General features: G+C 61.6%; 15 protein-coding genes. 11 read left to right on the forward strand and 4 right to left on the reverse strand.

Features of this window, described 5'->3' with window-relative positions; all coding sequences use genetic code 11:
- Positions 1–27 precede the first annotated feature (27 nt).
- Positions 28–1,716 (forward strand): class I adenylate-forming enzyme family protein, encoded by a 1,689-nt coding sequence (locus DQN55_RS10285; RefSeq protein WP_048380232.1) that lies wholly within the window; start codon positions 28–30, stop codon positions 1,714–1,716.
- An 87-nt stretch (positions 1,717–1,803) separates the two neighbouring features.
- A complete protein-coding gene (locus DQN55_RS10290; protein WP_408634587.1) occupies positions 1,804–3,186 on the forward strand; it encodes a DUF1329 domain-containing protein in 1,383 nt (460 codons plus the stop codon).
- Positions 3,187–3,877: 691 nt separating this feature from the next.
- Here the strand turns inward: DQN55_RS10290 and DQN55_RS10295 are convergent.
- The 4 genes from DQN55_RS10295 to DQN55_RS10310 all read right to left on the reverse strand — a co-directional run bounded on the left by DQN55_RS10295 (position 3,878) and on the right by DQN55_RS10310 (position 8,742).
- Positions 3,878–4,243, reverse strand: a complete 366-nt coding sequence (locus DQN55_RS10295; protein ID WP_082150731.1) for a VOC family protein — start codon at positions 4,241–4,243, stop codon at positions 3,878–3,880.
- A 108-nt stretch (positions 4,244–4,351) separates the two neighbouring features.
- Entirely contained in the window at positions 4,352–6,481 is a 2,130-nt protein-coding gene (locus DQN55_RS10300) for an oxidoreductase (RefSeq protein WP_048380227.1), read from the reverse strand.
- Between the two features lie 84 nt (positions 6,482–6,565).
- A complete protein-coding gene (locus DQN55_RS10305) occupies positions 6,566–7,393 on the reverse strand; it encodes an alpha/beta fold hydrolase (RefSeq protein ID WP_048380224.1) in 828 nt (275 codons plus the stop codon).
- A 17-nt stretch (positions 7,394–7,410) separates the two neighbouring features.
- Positions 7,411–8,742 (reverse strand): spinster family MFS transporter, encoded by a 1,332-nt coding sequence (locus DQN55_RS10310; RefSeq protein WP_048380223.1) that lies wholly within the window; start codon positions 8,740–8,742, stop codon positions 7,411–7,413.
- A 324-nt stretch (positions 8,743–9,066) separates the two neighbouring features.
- Between DQN55_RS10310 and DQN55_RS10315 the strand changes: the two genes are divergently transcribed.
- The 9 genes from DQN55_RS10315 to DQN55_RS10355 all read left to right on the forward strand — a co-directional run bounded on the left by DQN55_RS10315 (position 9,067) and on the right by DQN55_RS10355 (position 19,347).
- Positions 9,067–9,801: an SDR family NAD(P)-dependent oxidoreductase gene (locus DQN55_RS10315; RefSeq protein ID WP_048380221.1), complete on the forward strand. Its 735-nt coding sequence runs from the start codon at positions 9,067–9,069 to the stop codon at positions 9,799–9,801.
- A 29-nt stretch (positions 9,802–9,830) separates the two neighbouring features.
- Positions 9,831–10,604 (forward strand): SDR family NAD(P)-dependent oxidoreductase, encoded by a 774-nt coding sequence (locus tag DQN55_RS10320; RefSeq protein ID WP_048380219.1) that lies wholly within the window; start codon positions 9,831–9,833, stop codon positions 10,602–10,604.
- 77 nt (positions 10,605–10,681) lie between these two features.
- On the forward strand, positions 10,682–11,311 hold the full coding sequence (locus tag DQN55_RS10325) for a nuclear transport factor 2 family protein (RefSeq protein ID WP_048380217.1): 630 nt from the start codon (positions 10,682–10,684) through the stop codon (positions 11,309–11,311).
- A 9-nt stretch (positions 11,312–11,320) separates the two neighbouring features.
- Positions 11,321–12,394 carry an alkene reductase gene (locus tag DQN55_RS10330; RefSeq protein ID WP_048380215.1) on the forward strand — a complete coding sequence of 358 codons (1,074 nt, stop codon included), beginning with the start codon at positions 11,321–11,323 and terminating at the stop codon, positions 12,392–12,394.
- Positions 12,391–14,253, forward strand: a complete 1,863-nt coding sequence (locus DQN55_RS10335; protein ID WP_048380213.1) for a long-chain-acyl-CoA synthetase — start codon at positions 12,391–12,393, stop codon at positions 14,251–14,253. Before DQN55_RS10330 ends, DQN55_RS10335 begins: the two co-directional genes overlap by 4 nt.
- Positions 14,246–15,331 carry an MBL fold metallo-hydrolase gene (locus DQN55_RS10340; RefSeq protein ID WP_048380211.1) on the forward strand — a complete coding sequence of 362 codons (1,086 nt, stop codon included), beginning with the start codon at positions 14,246–14,248 and terminating at the stop codon, positions 15,329–15,331. Before DQN55_RS10335 ends, DQN55_RS10340 begins: the two co-directional genes overlap by 8 nt.
- A gap of 85 nt (positions 15,332–15,416) precedes the next feature.
- Positions 15,417–17,084, forward strand: coding sequence for a DUF1302 domain-containing protein (locus tag DQN55_RS10345; protein ID WP_048380209.1), 1,668 nt, complete (start codon positions 15,417–15,419; stop codon positions 17,082–17,084).
- A gap of 101 nt (positions 17,085–17,185) precedes the next feature.
- Entirely contained in the window at positions 17,186–18,397 is a 1,212-nt protein-coding gene (locus DQN55_RS10350) for a thiolase family protein (protein WP_048380207.1), read from the forward strand.
- Positions 18,398–18,402: 5 nt separating this feature from the next.
- Positions 18,403–19,347 carry a bifunctional OB-fold nucleic acid binding domain-containing protein/MaoC family dehydratase gene (locus tag DQN55_RS10355; RefSeq protein ID WP_048380205.1) on the forward strand — a complete coding sequence of 315 codons (945 nt, stop codon included), beginning with the start codon at positions 18,403–18,405 and terminating at the stop codon, positions 19,345–19,347.
- Positions 19,348–19,352: the final 5 nt, after the last annotated feature.

The raw sequence follows: 19,352 nt of genomic DNA on the forward strand, positions 1-19,352 counted from the left end.
AATGGTTTGGGTCAGGAGAATAACAAGATGAAACTTGAGCAATGGCAGAGTGCCTGGCAACAACTGATTGGTGCCGGTTCGCCTTTTGAAGTGCTGACGCCAGCCGATGGCGGGCCGAAGCACTTCCGGCATTGTGCGCCGAGTGTGTGGGCGGCAATTGACAGTGGTCGCGTACACGGCGATCGGGAGTTTCTGGTCTGGGAGCAGCAGCGTCTCACCTTCACCGAGTTTTTTGACCAGGTGGATCGCCTGGCCGGGCAACTGGTACAGCGTTTCGGTGTGCGCAAAGGTGATCGCGTGGCCATTGCCATGCGCAACCAGCCGTCCTGGCTGGTGGCATTTGCGGCCATTCAGCGTTGCGCCGGTGTGTGTGTACCGCTGAACAGCTGGGGGCTGCGCGACGAGTTGTTCCACGGCCTGCAGGACAGCGGTGCGCGCTTGTTGCTGTGTGACGAACCGCGCCTGCAATTGCTGAGCAATGACCTGCACGCCAAAGGCCTGGCAACCATCGTCGTCGGCATGGCTGCGGATCAGCCGCTGGATGAGCATTGCCAGCGCCTGGAAGACCTGCTGGCCGCGCCTGCGCTGAGTGCCCCGCAATTGAACGTCAGCGCAGACGACCCGGCGATGATTCTCTACACCTCTGGCACCACCAACCTGGCCAAAGGCGTGCTGTCGACCCATGGTGCGGTGTGTCAGGCCCTGGCGGCCCTGGAGTTTCAAGGCGCATTTTGCGCGGTCAGCTCACCGGAGCGCATCAGCGTGGTGATCAACAGCGGCTATGCACCGACCACCTTGATGGCGGTGCCGCTGTTCCATGTCAGCGGTTTGCATGCGCAATTCTTGCTGGCCCTGCGCAGCGGCCGCCGCTTGTTGCTGATGTACAAGTGGGATGTTGAAAAAGCCTTCGACATGATCCGCGACGAGCAGTGCACGCAATTCAACGGCGCGCCCGTGATGATGCAGCAACTGCTGACTTCACCGCGCTTTGGTACGGCCGACACCGTAAGCCTGTTCGGCTTGGGGCTTGGCGGGGCGGCGCCCTCCAGCAGCTTGCTGGCGCACCTGACGCAACGCAAACCGGAAGCCATCGGTGGCAGCGGTTATGGCCTGACCGAAAGCAACGGCATTTGCGCGGCCATCGGCGGTGACCAGTTCGTCTACAAACCGGCATCGGCCGGTTGGCCCTTGCCCATCGTTGATGTGCGCATTGGCGATGATCCCCATCGGCCGGTGGCCAGCGGTGTCAGCGGGCTGATCTGGTTGCGTTCGCCGACCCTGATGAGTGGCTACTGGAACCTGCCTGAAGCCAGCAGCCAGACCTTGCGCGACGGTTGGCTCGACACCGGTGACATTGGTCATCTGGATGAAGAAGGCTTTCTCTACATCACTGACCGGGCCAAGGACCTGATCAACCGGGGTGGCGAAAAAATTTCCGCTGCCGAAGTTGAATCCTGTGCCTGTGAAATGCCGGGCGTGATCGAGGCCGCGGCCTTCGCCATGCCTGACGACGTACTGGGCGAGGTGGTGTATCTCGTGGTCCGCGGCAACCCGGGCGATACCCCGGACAGCGAGGCGGTGCGCACCTTTATTGGCCAGCGCCTGGCGAGCTTCAAGGTGCCGGCGCAGATCCATGTCCAGCACACGCCTTTCGTGCGCAATGCCTCCGGCAAGATGCTTAAAAATGTGCTCAAGGACGTGTTGCTAACGGCCTGATTAGTCTTTGTGGACGATGTACTCGCCGGTAGATGGCGAAGAATGGACACATCCCCCAGCTAGCCTTATTCGCGTAGGAGGCAATACATGAAAATAACAAGAACAGGCGTAATGCTCGTCACCGCTCTGGCCGTCAATGTCGTTGCAGTCAGTACGGTATCCGCTCAGGTATCTCCCGCAGAAGCGGCCAAACTGGGCAAAGAGCTGACCTGTGTGGGCGCTGAACAGGCGGGTAACGCCGCGGGCACCATCCCGCCGTACACCGGCAAATACCTCGGCGAAGTCCCGGGCTGGAATCACGTCAAGTTCTCGGGCGATCAGCCGGTGGATCCTTACGCCGCTGAAAAGCCGATTCTGGTCATCACCGCGCAAAACATGGCTGAGCACGCAGATAAACTCACAGAAGGGCAGAAAGCGCTGCTCAAGCGCTATCCAACCACCTACAAGATGAACATCTATCCGGGGCACCGTGATTACCGCTACCCCGATTACGTGTGCAAACGGGCGATGAGCAACGCCTTGAACGCCAAATTGGTCGACGATGGCATGGGCGTTGAAGGGTTGGGCCAGGTGCCGTTCCCGATTCCGAAAAACGGTATGGAACTGCTGTGGAACCACCAGTTGCCGGCACGCGCCTGGACCGAAGAGAAAACCAGCGATCTGGCGTCGGTACTGCCCAATGGCAGCATTGGCTGGGGCCGCGCTTATGGGCGAGGCCTGTCACAAGCCAACTCGCCGACGGTCGAGCCAAAAACCGAAGACAAAATCCAGGCCATGGGCAACAACACCACGCTTAAACCGGCCCGTGACAACGGTGTGATCAGCATTTCGCACGAACCCTACAACTTCCTGACCAACCCGCGTCAGGCCTGGAGCTACAGCCCTTCGACCCGTCGTGTGCGGCTGTTGCCGGGGTACGGCTATGACCAGCCGATGATCGGTACCAACGGCACCATGACCGTGGACGAAGACCGTTTGTTCAACGGTTCACCGGAACGGTTTTCCTGGAAACTGGTGGGCAAGCGTGAAATCTACATTCCGGCCAACACCTACAAGGCGAACGCCGGCACGGTCAAATATGCCGACATGCTGACCCCGAACCACCCGAACCCGGATTTGATGCGTTATGAACTGCGTCGGGTGTGGGTGCTGGAAGCTGATCTCAAGGAAGGCTACCGCCACGTCTACGGCAAACGCGTAATGTTCATTGACGAAGACACCTGGCACACCGTGATGGCGGACAACTACGATGCCCGTGGGCAGTTGTGGAAGCACGCGATGGTCAACTATTACTACCACCCGGACATGAGTGCCTGGCAAGCGGGTTCCCAGTTCTTCATGGACTTGAACTCGGGGCAATACACCGGTTACGGCATGACCAACGAAGCGAAAAAAGGCCCGATCCTGAACGAAGGCACATTCACCCCGGATCAGTACACCGCCGATGCTGCAAGGGCGAAGGGGCGCTAAGCGTTTCAAACCGAGTTTGACCCGAAGCCCCGTCGGCCAACGACGGGGCTTTTTTTGTCGCCACTGGTGAAGGCTGCGATGGGTGCAGCAGCGGCGGACGCAGCCTCGCTCCGCTCGTCAGCTGCTACGGGGGGTGGGGTGGTTGCCTTATCGCAGCCTGCGGCAGCGGTTACAGGTTTGGGGTGTTTCTGTAGCAGCGGTCGAGTAGCACGAGGCCGCGTCCTGCGGCTGACGCAGCCTCGCTCCGCTCGTCAGCTGCTACGGGGTTGGGGTGGTTGTCTTATCGCAGCCTGCGGCAGCGGTTACAGGTTGGGTTTTCCTGTAGCAGCGGTCGAGTAGCACGAGGCCGCGTCCGGCGGCTGACGCAGCCTCGCTCCGCTCGTCAGCTGCTACGGGGGGGGGGTGGTTGCCTTTTCGCAGCCTGCGGCAGCGGCTACAGGTTTGGGGTGTTTCTGTAGCAGCGGTCGAGTAGCACGAGGCCGCGTCCGGCGGCTGACGCAGCCTCGCTTCGCTCGTCAGCTGCTACGGGGTTGGGGTGGTTGCCTTTTCGCAGCCTGCGGCAGCGGCTACGGGTTTGGGGGTGTTTCTGTAGCAGCGGTCGAGTAGCACGAGGCCGCGTCCGGCGGCTGACGCAGCCTCGCTCCGCTCGTCAGCTGCTACGGGTTTTGAAGGTGTGTGTGGGCGATGGGGGTTAGTCGGAGGTCTGCGGTTCGGTCCAGACGGCCCATTCGTATCCGTCGAGGTCGGTAAAGTGAAAGCGTGTTCCGCCGGGGAAGGAGAATTCCGGGCGGATGATCTGTCCGCCAGCGTTGGTAATCGCGTGTGCTACCGGTTTCAGGTTGTTGGCGTAGATGATGATCAGTGGCCCGCCGGAACGGACCGGTTCGCAGGTGGTGAAACCGCCGGTCAGTTGGCCGTCGCTGAACTCGCTGTAGGTCGGGCCATAGTCAGTGAATGTCCAGCCAAATACAGCGCCGAAGAAAGCCTTGCTGCGGCCGATGTCGCTGACGTTGAATTCGATGTTGTCGATTTTGAAGTGGCGCTGGTCTGTTTTCACGAGGATCTCCTGATGTGCGTGAAATATAGTCAAGCGGCTCCGTGATCGCCAATGCACCAGCTTCACAGGGCGTGCCGTTGCAGGCCACGCCCTGTTTTCAAGGGAGTGTCAGGCTTCGCGCCCGGCCTTGTGCCCTGCACTGATGGCGCCTTCGATGTAACCGATGCTGTGGCAATCACCCAGGCTGATGGCGTTGACGCCGGCAAGGGTCAAGGCGTCGAGCAGGTCGGTGTTGGGCTGGGCGCCGATGGCCAGGACCACCGAGTCCGCCTGGCTTTCACCCACCTGGCCGTCGGCCAGTTGGTAGTGCACGCGCTGGCCGTCAATGGCGGTCACGCTGGCACCGGTGATCAACTCGCCTCCGAGTACGCGAATCTCATGCAGCACGCGCCAGCGGCGCACGATGGCCAGTTCGCGGCCCAGATGGGTGCCGCTTTCCAGGACGCATACCTGGCGGCCACGGGCGATGAGGAATTCCGCCAGCTCCAGGCCTACCAGTCCCCCTCCGATGATGGTGACGCGCTTGCCCAGGGGCATCCAGACCCGCGACAGTTTTTGCATGGCTTCGCTGCTGTCCGTGATGCCCGCCAGGCTGCCGGCTTTCATCAATGTGCGCTGGGTGAATGACAACTTGCGCTTGGCGACTTCGTCGGCGCGGTCGCCGGTCATCAGGCGGCGCAGTTCGTCGCCGCTCCAGACATGATCCTGATCCGCACCAGGGATGGCTGGCGCTGCGCGCTCGGCGCCGACGGCCACCAGCACTTGATCGGCACCCAGGTCACGCAGCAGGGCAGGGCTGGCCTCGGTGTTCAAGCGAATATCAATTGCCGATTGCTGCACCTGTACCCGCAGATTGTCCAGCAGGCGGGCGTTTTCGGCATAGGCCAAACCGGCGAAGAACAACGTGCCGCCGAGGCGGTCGCTGCGTTCCAGCAGGGTGACGCGATGCCCGCGCAGGGCAGCCACCCGGGCCGCTTCCATGCCGGCAGGGCCTGCGCCGACCACCACGATGTGTTTCGCGGTGACGGCCGGGGTGATGACGTATTCGAACTCGTGGCCGGTCATGGGGTTGACCGCGCATTTGACGCGCTCGTTGACGAAGATCTGACTGACACAGACGTAGCAGTAGATGCAGGGCCGAATACTCGACTCCTGCTCGTTGAGCAGTTTATTCGGCAGATCCGGATCGGCCAGAAGCTTGCGGCCCATGGCAATGAAATCGCAGTCGCCGCGTTTCAAGGCGTTTTCACCGACGTCGGGCTCGATGCGACCCACCGCGATCACGGGCAGATTCACGCTGCGTTTGAATGCGGCGGTCCACTCCATAAATCCACCGGGTTTGTGCACCAGGGGCGCCTCGGTAAACACCACGCCGCTGATGATGCGGGCACTGGCCGAAACACTGACGGCGTCGACTCCGGCCGCCTCGGCCATGCGCGCCACGGCGATGGCATCGTCAAGGCTGATGCCGCCCGGGGTGTGCAGCTCTTCGGCGTCAAGGCGCAGCCATACAGGAAACTCGCGGCCGACCCTGGCCCGTACCGCGGCGATAATCTCCAGCAGCAGCCGGGCCCGGTTTTCCAGGTTGCCCCCATAGGCGTCTTCGCGGTGGTTGTAATAGGACGACAGGAAACCGGCGATGATGTAGCCGTGGGCCGCGTGCAGTTCCACCCCGTCGAAACCGGCGCGTTTGGCGCGGTCGGCGGCGCAGGCGAACCAGTCGGTCATCTGTGCGATGTCTGCGCTGTCCATCACCCGGATCGGCGCCCCTTCGGCACGGCGCTTCATGGAACTGACGAAGTTGGACAGTTCCTCGGGCGTCAGCGCGCTCATCATGTCGCTCTGCAGCACAGGTGGTACGGAGGGCACCCAGAGTTGCCGACCTTCGGCCATGTCCCGCACGGAGGTCTTGCCGGCATGCTGCAATTGCATGGCGATTTTGGCGCCATGGCGGTGGACGCGTTCGGCGAGGCGGCTCAGGCCGGGAATAAAGTCATCGCTGGACACACCGACCTGGAACGGTTCGGCGGTACCGGCGGGAAAGGCAATCGAGCACACACCCATGATCAGCAGGCCGGCGCCACCCCGGGCGCGGGCTTCGTAATAGGCTTGAATCCGTTCGCCGCACTGGCCGTCCGCTTCTGCGAAGTTAGAGCCCATGGGCGCCATGACGATGCGGTTGCGCAGCTCAAGTGAGCCGATACGGCCGGGGGCCAGTAATTGAGGAAATTTTGTCATTGTTATTTCAGCCCGAGCGGGAATTCAGAAGGGGAAACGGCCGCCCGCAGGCAGCCGTCGGTCATGCGTTGACGCGTGGCGGACTCAGGCTTTCAAGAACTCCAGGCACGCCTTGTTGAACAGCTCGCGGTGTTCCACCTGAACCCAATGGCCGCAGCGGTTGAGCATGATGAAGCGTGCATCGGGTGCATGGGTCAGCACTTTCAGTGCGCCGCTGGCCGGGTTGAAGTTGTCGTCGGTACCCCAAAAACCAAGGATCGGCGCCCGCAGTTCTTCAAGGCGCTCGGTCATGTTCGGGACCATCATGGTGGTAAACAGATTTCGCGGTTGATGCACGGCCACGGCCACACGTTCGGCCAGCAGCTTGTCATCCAGTTGTGAGCTGTCGAACAGTTGCAGGCTCATGATCCGGCGCATTTGTTCGATACCCAGCGGGCCTGCGTTGTACAGCTCGACCATGCGCTGAATGCCGATCATCTTGAAATAGGTTTCGCGATCTTCAACGCCGCCGGGTGCCATCAGGATCAGTTTTTCGACACGCTCGGGTTCGGCCAGCGCCATGCCCAGCGCAATGGCGCCCCCCAGCGAGTTGCCCAGCAGGGTGACGCGCTTGACGCCCACGGCCTTGAGGAAACCCGACATGGCGCTGACGAAGAAGTCCAGGTTGTACTGCGCGTCTTCGGGCTTGTCGGAGCGGCCGAACCCCGGCAAATCCACCACCAGGTTACGGAACCCGGAGGCTGCAAACTGTGGGTAGTTGCCCTTGAAGTTGCTGAAGCCGCTGGCGCCCGGCCCACTGCCGTGCAGCCACAGCACCACCGGGCCGCTGCCCTCGTCGAGAAAGTGCAGGCGCAGTCCGCTGTCCAGGGTCACGAAATGGCCGATAGGCAGCGGAAGGTCTTGTTCTGTCATCACTCAGTCTCCGAAAATCAGGCAGTGACCGCTTTGGCCGAAGGCGTTGCGGCTAGGGTTGGTTGGGTGAGGTAGTGGCGGTAGCGCGGCAAGGCCATGGCCAGGAACACCGATGCCAGCACCAGCAGCGATACGCAGGAGGCCAGGGCATAGCGCAGCCCCTCGTTGCCCAGGCTATGAGCAAAACCGTCACTGAGCATGCCGATGAGCAAGGGGCCGACACCGACACCGAGCAAGGTCATGGACATCACGAATATCGCTGTGGCCTGGGCCAGGCGTGTGGCCGGGAACAGGTGCGAGATAGCGCCCAGGCACGGTGTTGCCCACCAGGTGCCGAAGAAACTGAACACCGAATAAAACAGGAACGCGGTGGGCACCGGCGTGCTGCCGACGTAAAACGCGGTGCCGGTGGGCATCAGGAAGTAGGCGAGTGCAAAAGGGATGCTGATAAGCGTCCCCAGCAGTGGCACGCCAATTTGCCAGCCCTTGTCACGACGCACCATGCGATCACACAACATGCCGCAGGTGAGGGTGCCCAGGGTTGCGCCGACACCTCCGGCCACACCTGCCAGCAGCCCCGCGTCCTGCAGGCTCAGGCCATGGGAGCGGATCAGGAAGCTTGGGCTCCAGGTTCCGATGGCGTACCCGGCAATCGCGGCGGAACCGCCGGTCAGCACCAGCCACAGAAAGGACGGTGTTTGAAACAGCTGGCGCACAGTGACCGCCCAATGGTCCTGGATCAGGTCAGCGGCTTTGACCAACTGCGCGGGCTTCGGTGCGCGCACGGTCAGCATCAGCAACAGACCGAGAAAAATCCCGGGGGCGCCGATGATCAAAAAGGCGAAACGCCAGCCGTAATGCTGGGCGATCCAGCCACCCAGGCCCAGGCCGAATATCGCCCCCAGGCTTGAGCCGAGCATCAGTACCGAGAGGGCGGTCGAGCGGCGCTCCGGTGGATACAGGTCAGACACCATCGCCATGGATGGCGCGGTGCCGCCGGCCTCACCAATGGCCACCCCGATACGAGCCACCACCAGCATCGAGAAGCTGGCCGCAAGCCCGCAGAACATGGTCATCACGCTCCAGGCGATACAACTCAGACCGATGACGGTCTTGCGTCCTATACGGTCGGACAGGCGACCCAGTGGAAAGCCGAACAGGGTGTAAAACACCGCGAAGGTCACGCCTGAAAGCAGGCCGATGCCGGTGTCGGAAATTCCGAATTCGGCCTTCACCGGTTCGATCAGAATCGCCATCAACAGACGGTCGATGTAGTTGAAGACATAAATGGCTGCCAGTACGCCCAATGCGTAATGGGTTCGCCAGGTGGGACGCGAGGGTATGGACACGACGGGTTCTCCCGGTTTTGTTCTAGTGAGAGTGTTATTCCATAGGCGCGCAGGGTCTACATCGTCCGTTTAGACCAGCAGGTCAGCACTCCATCGATAACCTTCAGCCAGGGATAGAGGTATCTACAGCATTTTTTGTGGATGTCGAGTTTTGCGCTGGCCGAGCTGTTTTCCGGTGTGCCCTGATGATTGTCTTCAGTCGCGAGAGGGCTTAGTCCCATCGGACGATGTTCTGCTTTTTCGTGCAGTCAATGATGGTTCCCGTATCCCGCCGTCAGCCTTCAGTGCTGCAGTCGGGCGTCATTCTGGCAGGCGGGAGGCTCTATGAAATTGATGAACAAGGTTGCGTTTGTAACGGGTGCAGGCCAAGGCATGGGACGGGCAATCGTTCGTCATTTCGCCGAGCAAGGTGCATGGGTGGTGGCGGCTGACATCAACCTTGAGGCAGCTCGGGAAACGATTGAGGGTCTGGGTGACAAGGCGTTGGCCGTCAGTTGCAACGTGGCCGACAGCGACTCTGTAGCGACGGCAATGGCAGCCGTGCAAGCACGCTTCGGTCGTTTCGATGTGCTGGTCAATAACGCCGGGATCGGCTCGATCGATGCTTTCGCACAAACCCCGGACGAACACTGGCAACGGGTGATCGGCGTCAACCTGACCGGCACTTTCTTCTGCAGCCGCGAGGCCGTGAAGTTGATGCTCGCTGCCGGCACCCCGGGTGTGGTGATCAATATCTCCAGTACTTCAGCTCTGACCGGTGAAGGTCCAAGCCATTACTGCGCCGCCAAAGCCGGCGTGATGGGACTGACCCGCAGCATGGCGCGCGAATTGGCGGCCAATGGCATTCGCGTCAACACCATCGTCCCTGGCCCGACCAACACACCAATGATGGCTGACATCCCCGACGACTGGATGCAAAGCATGCTCAAGGCCATCCCACTGGGCCGCATGGGCGAAACCGATGAAATTGCACGGGTCGCGGCCTTCCTGGCCAGTGATGACGCGGCGTTTATCACCGGGCAAAACCTCGCGGTCAACGGCGGCATGGCGTTTATCTAATCGTTGGGCACTGGATGGGGGAACAGAATATGAGCATTCGTTTACAGGGCAAAGTCGCATTCATCACCGGCGCCGGATCGGGCATCGGTGCCGCCACGGCGCTGCGGTTTGCTGAGGAGGGCGCGCTGGTGGTGCTGTGCGGTCGCCGTATCGAACCGCTGGAAGCGGTGGCGGCACAGATTCGTGATGTCGGGGGGCGTGCCGAATGTGCGGTGGCCGATGTCAGCAATGAAGCGGCTTATGTCGGCGCCATTGAAGCGGCTGCCAAGCGCAACGGGCGACTGGACATTCTGGTGAACAACGCCATGGCCTACAGCTGGGGCGCGATTGACAGCACCTCGACAGCTGACTGGCACTCGAACTTCGCCACTACGGTGGACGGTACGTTCTGGGGCACGCGCACGGCCATGAGCCTGATGCGTGCACAGGGCAGCGGCTCGATCATCAATATCGCCTCGATCTGCGGCCTGTTCGGCACACCGTGGATGGCCGGCTACTCAGCGGCCAAGGCGGCAGTCATCAACTTCAGTCGTGCAGCGGCCAGCGAAGGGGCGAGCCATAACATCCGCTGCAACGTGGTGATCCCGGGCGTGGTAGCGACCCCGGCCACCGCGGGCATGCTGACTGACGACAAGACCCGTCTCAACACCGAAAAACTGATTCCCCTCAAACGCGTGGGCCTGCCGGTAGAAGTGGCCAACGCCATTCTGTTCCTGGCCAGCGACGAAGCGTCTTACATCACCGGTGCGAGCTTGCCGGTCGACGGTGGCCGCAGCAGCGAACTGTACACCGTACTGGAATAACCCCACGTATCGCAGGGGCCGGGGCGGCTGTGGCCGCTCGGGAACAGACCGTCAGAGATTGTTTAAGGACACCGCTTATGGAACAGAACGCCTTGCTTGCCCGTCTTGATCGGCTGGAGTCGATTGAAGAAATTCGTCAACTGGCCGGCAAATACTCATTGTCGCTGGACATGCGCGACCTGGATGCCCACGTCAATTTGTTTGCTGAAGATATTCGTGTCGGGCGTGAAAAAGTCGGGCGTGCACACCTTAAGGCCTGGGTCGATGACACCCTGCGCGATCAGTTTCATGGCACCTCGCATCACCTGGGCCAGCACTTGATCGAGTTCACCGACCCGGATCATGCGGTCGGGGTGGTGTATTCCAAGAACGAGCATGAAACCGGCCCTGAGTGGGTGAACATGCAAATGCTCTATTGGGATGACTATGAGCGCATGCAGGGCCGCTGGTATTTCCGCCGTCGCCTGCCGTGCTACTGGTACGCCAGTGATCTCAACAAACCGCCGATCGGCACGCAAAAGATGCGCTGGCCGGGACGCGAACCCTACGCAGGCACCTTCCACGATTTGTTTCCGTCCTGGGCCGAGTTTTGGGCAAGTCGTCCGGATAAAGAGCACTTGCCACAGGTCGCGGCAGCTGCACCGGTCGAACGCTTTCTGGCCACCCTGCGCCGCGGGGCCGGCGCTCCGAAAATTCGCGTGCGCTGAGGAGCCACTATGAGCATTTTGTTTGAACCTGTGCGGTTGGGCGAGCTGGAACTGGCCAACCGTATTGTCATGGCACCCATGACCCGTAGCCGGGCCGATCAGCAGGGCGTGCCGACCACCGAAATGGTTGAGTATTACCGGCAACGGGCGTCAGCGGGGTTGATCGTCGCGGAAGGCACGGCGCCCTCGGCCGATGGCCTCGGTTATTGCCGCACCCCGGCCATCTATAGCGCCGAACAGATCACTGCCTGGAAAGCCGTAACCGATGCCGTGCATGCCGAAGGCGGCCTGATCGTGCTGCAACTGATGCACGTGGGTCGGGCATCGAGTGTCTTTAACAAGCCGGCAGGTGCGGCAACGGTCGCCCCGTCAGCCTTGCGCGCGCGCACCCAACTGTTTACCGATGCCGCCGGCATGGTCGACACCGATGAGCCGCAGGCCCTGTCGCTGGACGACATTGCGCAGGTGATCGAAGAGTATCGCCAAGCGGCGTTGAATGCCCGCGAGGCAGGATTCGACGGCGTGGAGTTGCACTGCACCAGCGGCTATTTGCCCATGCAGTTCATGGCCTCGGGCAGCAACCTGCGCACTGACCGTTATGGCGGCAGTGTCGAGAACCGCGTGCGCTTCCCGGTGGAGGTTCTCAGCGCCATGGCGCAGGCCATTGGCGCCGGTCGGGTCGGGATGCGCCTGTGCCCGGGCAACCCGTTCAACGACATTCAGGATGACGATCCGCTGGCAACGGCCGAGGCCTTGTGCAAGGCGGCCGAGCCGCTGGATCTGGCCTATGTGCACATCATGCGTTCGCCGCTGGCCGAGCTCGATGCGTTTGCTCTGGCGCAGCGTCATTGCAGCAGCGGCCTGATCCTCAATGACGGTTTTGACGGTGCCGGTGCTGAAGCCGCGCTGCAGGCCGGGCAGGGCGAGGCAGTGTCGTTTGCGCGGCACTTTATCGCCAACCCGGATCTGGTCGAGCGTCTGCGACGCGGCTTGCCACTGGCACGCTTTGACCGCAAAACCCTGTATTCCCCTGGTCCGGAAGGCTACAGCGATTACCCGCTGTGCGAGGCGGTGGCGCAATGAACGATATGTCCCGGATCAACGTCCCAGTGGCGTCTCGACAACAGCCGGTGCCGCGCGAGCAGACCCAGGCCTTGCTGGACCTGCGTTCTGCGGCCAGTGCCCAGATCAAACCGGCTGACTTGTACACCTTGGCGGATCGCCTTGAGGCTCAGGCGCAAAGCGCCCCCGAACGTACGTTCTTGATCTATGGCACGCAGACGTTCAGCTATGGCGAAGTGGATGCCCAGGCTCACCGCATGGCCCACGTGTTTTACAGCAAGGGCTTGCGACCCGGTGATGTTTGTGCGATCGCCATGGAGAACCGCCCGGGGTTTTTCTTCAGTTGGTTCGGCCTGGTGAAGCTGGGTGTCGTGGTGGCGTTTATCAATACCCAGGTCAGCGGCAAGCCGCTGGTGCATGCCCTGGAATCCACTGCCGCCAAAGCCGTGGTGGTCGGCGAAGAGTGCCTGGCTAATCTGCGGGCCACCGACGACGTGCCGGACGTGCCGTGGTGGCTGATTCCAGACCTTGAAAACCCCTGGGATGGTGAACTGCCGACCTGCGTCGATGGCGGCTTTGCTGCGCAGCTTGCCCAGGCCCCGGCCACGCCGTTCCCGCGGGAGGTCCGGGCAGCGGTCACGGCAGAAAGCACGACCTTGCTGATTTTTACCTCGGGTACAACCGGCCTGCCCAAGGCTGCCCGCTACAGCCATATGCGCTGGATGTCGTCGGGTGACGTGATGGAAGTCACCCTGGGGGCCACCTGCGACGACGTGTTTTATTGCTGTCTGCCGCTGTATCACGGTGCCGCGGCCACCTCGGTGACGTCCACCGCCTTGCGCGTCGGGGCCAGTATTGTGGTGCGCCGCAAGTTCAGCGTGCGCGAGTTCTGGCAGGACGTGCGGCGCAACCAGATCACGGTTTTTCAGTACATCGGTGAAATCTGCCGTTACTTGCTTAATCAGCCGCCGGTGGCCGGGGAGCGCGAGCACAGCTTGCGCTACATGCTCGGGGCCGGGTTGACGCCCGAGTCCTGGCAACGCTGGCTGGAACGTTTCGGGCCGATCCAGGTGTTCGAGGGATGGGGAGCGACCGAGGCCAATGCCAACCTGATCAACGTCGACAATTATGTTGGCTCGTGCGGGCGTGTACCGGACTGGAGCCGCACCAACCTGCGGCTGGTGCGTTACGACGTCGAGAGCGACACCCATCCACGGGATGAACAGGGCTTTTACCAGCTCTGCCAACCGGGGGAAGTGGGGGAAGCCATGGGCTTTATCGTCAATCATCCGCAGATGGGTGGCGGGCGTTTTGAGGGCTATACCAGCGACGCCGCGACTGAAAGCAAGATCCGCCGCGATGTCTTCCAGCCCGGCGATGCCTACTGGAGTTCGGGTGACCTGCTGCGCTATGACGACGATGGCTATTTCTATTTCGTAGACCGTATCGGTGACACCTTCCGCTGGAAAAGCGAAAACGTCTCCACCCTGGAAGTGGCGGACACCCTGAGTGATTTGCCGGGGCTTGAACTGATCAACGTCTACGGCGTGCAAGTGCCGGAACACGAAGGCCGGGCCGGTATGGCGGCCATACTGATGCAGCCGGGGCAGAACTTTGATCCCAAGGCGTTCTATGACCTGACCGAAGCCCGCTTGCCGCGATATGCGGCGCCGATGTTTGTCCGGGTCTCGGCAGCAGCAGACCTGACCAGTACGTTCAAGCTGCGCAAGGTTGATTTACAGCGCCAGGGCTACGCGCCGGGGCTGTTTGCCGATCCGCTGTTTGTGCGGGACGAAAGCACGCGCACCTATCAGCCGTATTCGTTGCAGGTGTTGGCCCGTGCCGGTTTGCCGCCCTTTGTGAGCCCCGGCCATGAGTGAATTCGACGCCCGGGGTCACGAATGGCGTGACGGTCTGCGATATCCCTGGCCGCTGGCTCCGGCTAATGGTCAGGTGCAGGAAGTGGCCGAGGGCGTGTTATGGCTGCGGATGCCGCTGCCGTTCGGTCTGGATCATATCAATCTGTATCTGTTGCGCCATGGCGACGGTTGGGTGGCGGTCGATACCGGCCTCAACAGCGACCAATGCCGGGACGTATGGGAGCAGGTTTTTGTCGAGGTCATGGCCGGCTTGCCGCTGAAAGCGGTGATTTGCACGCATTTTCACAGTGACCATACCGGTGTGGTGGGGTGGCTGGCCGAGCGTTTTCGGTGTCCGGTGCTGATGACGCTCGGCGAGTTCGACGCGCTGCATCATGGACCGCCGAGGGCTGCATCACCGGATTGGGCCTTTCTCGATTTTTATCAAAAGGCCGGCTTCAGCGTGGAGCGTGCCACGTCCTTGCTGCCGTTGATCCAGGGTGAACACTTTCGGCCGCAGACCGCGGCGGGCTTCACCCGGTTGGCAAACGGCAGCGAACTGATCATTGGCGGCCGCCACTGGCAGGTCGTGACCGGCAACGGGCATTCGCCGGAGCATGCATGCTTGTATGCCGCCGACGATGGCCTGCTGATTTCGGGCGATCAGGTGTTGCCGCGTATCACGTCGACCATTGCGGTGTACGTCATCGAGCCTGAAGCCAACCCGTTGCGCGACTGGCTGGACTCCATCGAACGCCTGCGGGTGATCCCCGACAGCGTGCTGGTGCTGCCGGCGCACGAGCGACCGTTTTTCAATTTGCACCTGCGCCTCGATCAATTGCGCGACCACCACCGGGCCCACTTGCAGCAACTGCTGGAGGCTTGCGAGGAACCGCGCACGGCGCTGGAAATGATGGCGGTGCTGTTCAAGAAACTGTCAGGTCGTTTTGACGAGCTGATGGCCGTTGGCGAAACGTTGGCTCACGCCAATTACCTCATGGCCGAGGGGGCGCTCGTTCGTGAGGAACAAGGAGGGCTGCACCGTTATCGACGGCCCCGGACAGGAGTCTCGAAGTTCAATCCGCTCGAGCAGTTCTGAGCGCAGCCCTGCGCGCAGCCGGTAGAACGCAATGACGCTTGAACCCATCGATGCGGCCAAAGGGTCGCGAACCAGGAGAGGCAGAGTGATCAATAAAAACAACAATAAATGTCTGGGACCACGACCGCACAACTTTCAGGTCACCGGCCTGGCCGCTGCCGTCGCGCTGATGTCCAGCCCGGTGTGGGCGGGGGAAACCATCGAGTTCGATAACGGAGCGACCATCGATTGGTCGGTCACCACCAGCTACGGCATCGGCATGCGCCTGGGCGATCCCAGCGATAAGTTAATGGAGGTAAACGCCGACGATGCCAACCGCAACTTTGACCGCCACAGCCTCACCACAAACCGTGTGGGTGCGCTGGGCGAGATGATTTTGCGCAAGGACAACTACGGCGCCGTGGTACGCGCCAGTACCTTCTATGACGACATTTACCACCGTTCCAACGACAACGACTCCCCTTCAACCGTCAACAAGTACGGGAGCAATGACGAGTTCACCAGCGACACCCGCAAATTCAGCGGTGGCCGCACGCGCTTGCTGGACGCCTATGTCTTTGGCGGCTGGCGCTTTGACAACAACACCATGCTCGACGTCAAGGCCGGACGTCACATCGAGTCATGGGGCGAGAGCCTGTATTACCCCGGTGTTAACGGCGTGCAGAACCCGTCCGATGCGGTAAAGGCTGCGCAGCCAGGGGTAGAGGTCAAGGAAGTGCTGCTGCCGGTAGGACAGTTCTCGGCGTCTTACCGTATCAACCCGCAAATCACCCTGGGTGCATACGTACAGTACGAGTGGAAAGGCACCGAGTTGCCGCCAGTAGGCAGCTACCTGTCAACCACTGACGTGATCGGCCCGGGCCGCGACTTCATCATCAGTCCGACGGGAAACATTCCGTATCGCGGCACCGACGAGCCACGCGACAGCGGGCAGTGGGGCGCCCAGATCCGCTTCCGCCCAATGCCTGAGCTGGAAATGTCGCTGTTCCATGTGGTTTACCACGACAAAAACCCGGCCACCGGCCTGGTGGGCTACGACCCGCTGCCCGTGGGCAATGGTCAGTATGCATTCAAGAGCAATGGTTACCGCATCAAGTATTTTGAAGACATCAAACTGACGGGGATCAGCGCCACCACCAAGCTGGGCGAGACCCAGATCGGGGCTGAATGGTCGTACCGTGACGGTGCTCCGGTCATGGTCAATACCGGACTGGGCGCGGTGCCGGCCAAAGGTCGCGGGCAGCAGTTCCAATTGTCGGCGATGCGCATTCTGGGTGACCGCCCGTGGGCCAGCCAGACCACGTTGACCGGTGAAATTGTCACCGTACGGGCCGACCACGCGGATGAAACCTCCGGTGCGCCGAACCTGCAGGGCTTGCCGTTGTTGCCGTCGCTGGCGCCGTCCGTCGAGCCGTCCAACGATTACGCTTACAAAACTTCGTCTGCATGGCGTACGCGCTCCTCCAGCGCTTACACCCTCGGCGCGTCGTTCAGTTACCCGGGCGTGTTCCAGGGCTGGGACCTGGAGGTTCCGTTTACCTTCTCCAACGTGTTCAGCGGTGCCGCGCCCATGGCCGGGAGCATTGCCGGGGTTGCCGGTGACCGGCGCCTGAGTGCCGGGACCACCTTCAAGTACCTGAGCAACTTTGAAGTGTCGCTCAAGTACATCGGTTACCTGGGCTCGGCTGATCCGATCAAGCGTCCGCTGGCAGACCGTGACTACGCCACGTTCTCCATGAAATACACCTTCTGAGTGAAGGCTGTCGCCGCCGGCCGCTGCTGTGACCTGATGCCGAGGTCGCCGGGGCCGGCGCAACACGCCTTAACGGTGCAACTGATTAAAGAGAGATAGCTATGGGTCTTAAAGGTCATGCGGCCATTGTTGGCAGCGCGCAGTACAAACCGGAAAAATATGCCACGGCCCCGCGCATGTTCCACCTGGAACAAGTCGCGGACCTGGCTGCCCAGGCGTTGCGTGATGCAGGCTTGCAGGCTTCGGATCTCGATGGGCTGGTGATCAATGGCCCGCAGTTTCATGAGGCTTCGGTATTCGTGCCCGCGATGGCGGCCGAATACCTGGGCTTGCGCCTGAACTTTGCCGAGGTGGTCGACCTCGGTGGCTGCACCTCGGTGGGGATGGTCTGGCGGGCTGCCGCGGCCATCGAATTGGGACTGTGCCAGGCCGTGCTGTGTGTACTGCCGGCGCGGATGGCGCCATTTGGACCGGACGAAGACCAGAGCTGGATGGCGCGCGCCATGCGTTTTGGCGGGCACAGCACCGCCTTCGGCGCCCCGGAAGCCGAGTTCGACCTGCCGTACGGTCACATGGGCCAGAACACCGGTTACGCGATGATTGCCCAGCGCTATGCCGCGCAATATGGCTACGACCCGCGAGCGATGGCCAAGATTGCCGTGGATCAGCGCACCAACGCGCAATACAACCCGCAGGCGATGTTTTACGGTCAGCCGTTGACCATCGAGCAAGTGCTGGCGAGTAAAAAAGTCGCCGACCCGCTGCATGTGCTGGAAATCGTGATGCCTGTGGCCGGGGGCGCGGCGATGATCATCGCTTCCAAAGAGGTCGCAGCCAGGGCCCGCAAGCGCCCGTCATGGATCACCGGGTTTGGCGAACACCTGGCCTTCAAGTCGCCGTCGTATGCCGCCGACATGCTGCACACCCCGATTGGCCCTGCCTCCAGCCGGGCGTTCGACATGGCCGGGCTCAAACCGGCCGATGTCGATGCCGCCCAGATTTACGACTGCTACACCATCACGGCATTGCTGACCCTGGAAGACGCAGGCTTCTGCGCCAAAGGCGAGGGCATGAGCTTTGTCCGCGAGCACGACCTTACCTGGCGTGGCGACTTCCCGATGAACACCCACGGCGGCCAGCTCAGTTTCGGCCAGGCCGGCTCGGCGGGCGGGATGTCCCAGGTGATCGAGGCCGTGACGCAAATTGCCGGAGAGGCCGGTGAACGTCAGCTCAAGCGTTGCGACACCGTGTACGTTTCAGGCACGGGTGGCGTGATGAGTGAGCAGGGCGCGTTGATACTTCAGGGAGCATGAATCCAATGTCGAATAACAAACCAATGCCGGTTCCGACCGAGATTTCAGCACCGTTCTGGGAAGGCCTGAAGGCTGAGCGGCTGCTGATCCAGCAGTGCAATCAATGCAACGACTGGGTGTTCTACCCGCGTCGCCACTGCCCGCAATGTTTTGCCCATGACCTGAGCTGGCACGAAGTCAGCGGCGGGGCGACGCTGTACAGCTTTACTGTCACACGCATCGCCACCTTGCCGGACTTCGCCGATGAAATGCCGCAAATGCTGGCCGTGATCGAGCTCGATCAAGGGGTGCGCATCAACAGCAATCTGGTGGGGCTGGATGAGTCCGAAGTGAAGATCGGCATGCGTCTGCAACCGGTGTTTGCCGAGGTCGACGCCAAGGGGAACCGGCTATTGCGCTTTACCGGGCTGGATAAAGACCCGGCCCGGCTGAAAACCCTGCGTACCGAGCAGCAACCTGCGGTGCCGGTGGCTGAGGTTGCCGCGGTACGTCAGGTCGCACTGGACGACGAAGCGGCGCTGCAGTCTCTGGTGAGCGAAACCTTCAGCCCATGGAGCAACCAGGTGGTGGTGGATCAGGCGCTGATCGACAGTTTTGCCCAGTTGTCAGGGGACGATTACTGGATTCACACCGATCCTGAGCGTGCACGAAAGCAAAGCCCGTTTGGCGGCACCATCGCCCACGGTGCGCTGGTGCAGATTCTGCAATCACGCATGAAGCTCAACCTGGGGTATGAGATCACCGGTTTCAGCAACATGATCAACTACGGTTCGGACCGCCTGCGCTTCCCCTCGGCGGTGCCCGCCGGCGCCACGATCCATGCCCGGGCCCGGGTCAAGCGTGTAGAGCGGGTCAAAAGCGGCACTCAACTGACCCTGGAGCTCAACACCCACGTGCTGGGCAGCGAACGGCCGTCCGTGATCAATGAACTGGTGATTTTGTATATGTAACCCCA

Origin of the sequence: Pseudomonas taetrolens (assembly GCF_900475285.1) — a bacterium.
GTDB lineage: Bacteria > Pseudomonadota > Gammaproteobacteria > Pseudomonadales > Pseudomonadaceae > Aquipseudomonas > Aquipseudomonas taetrolens.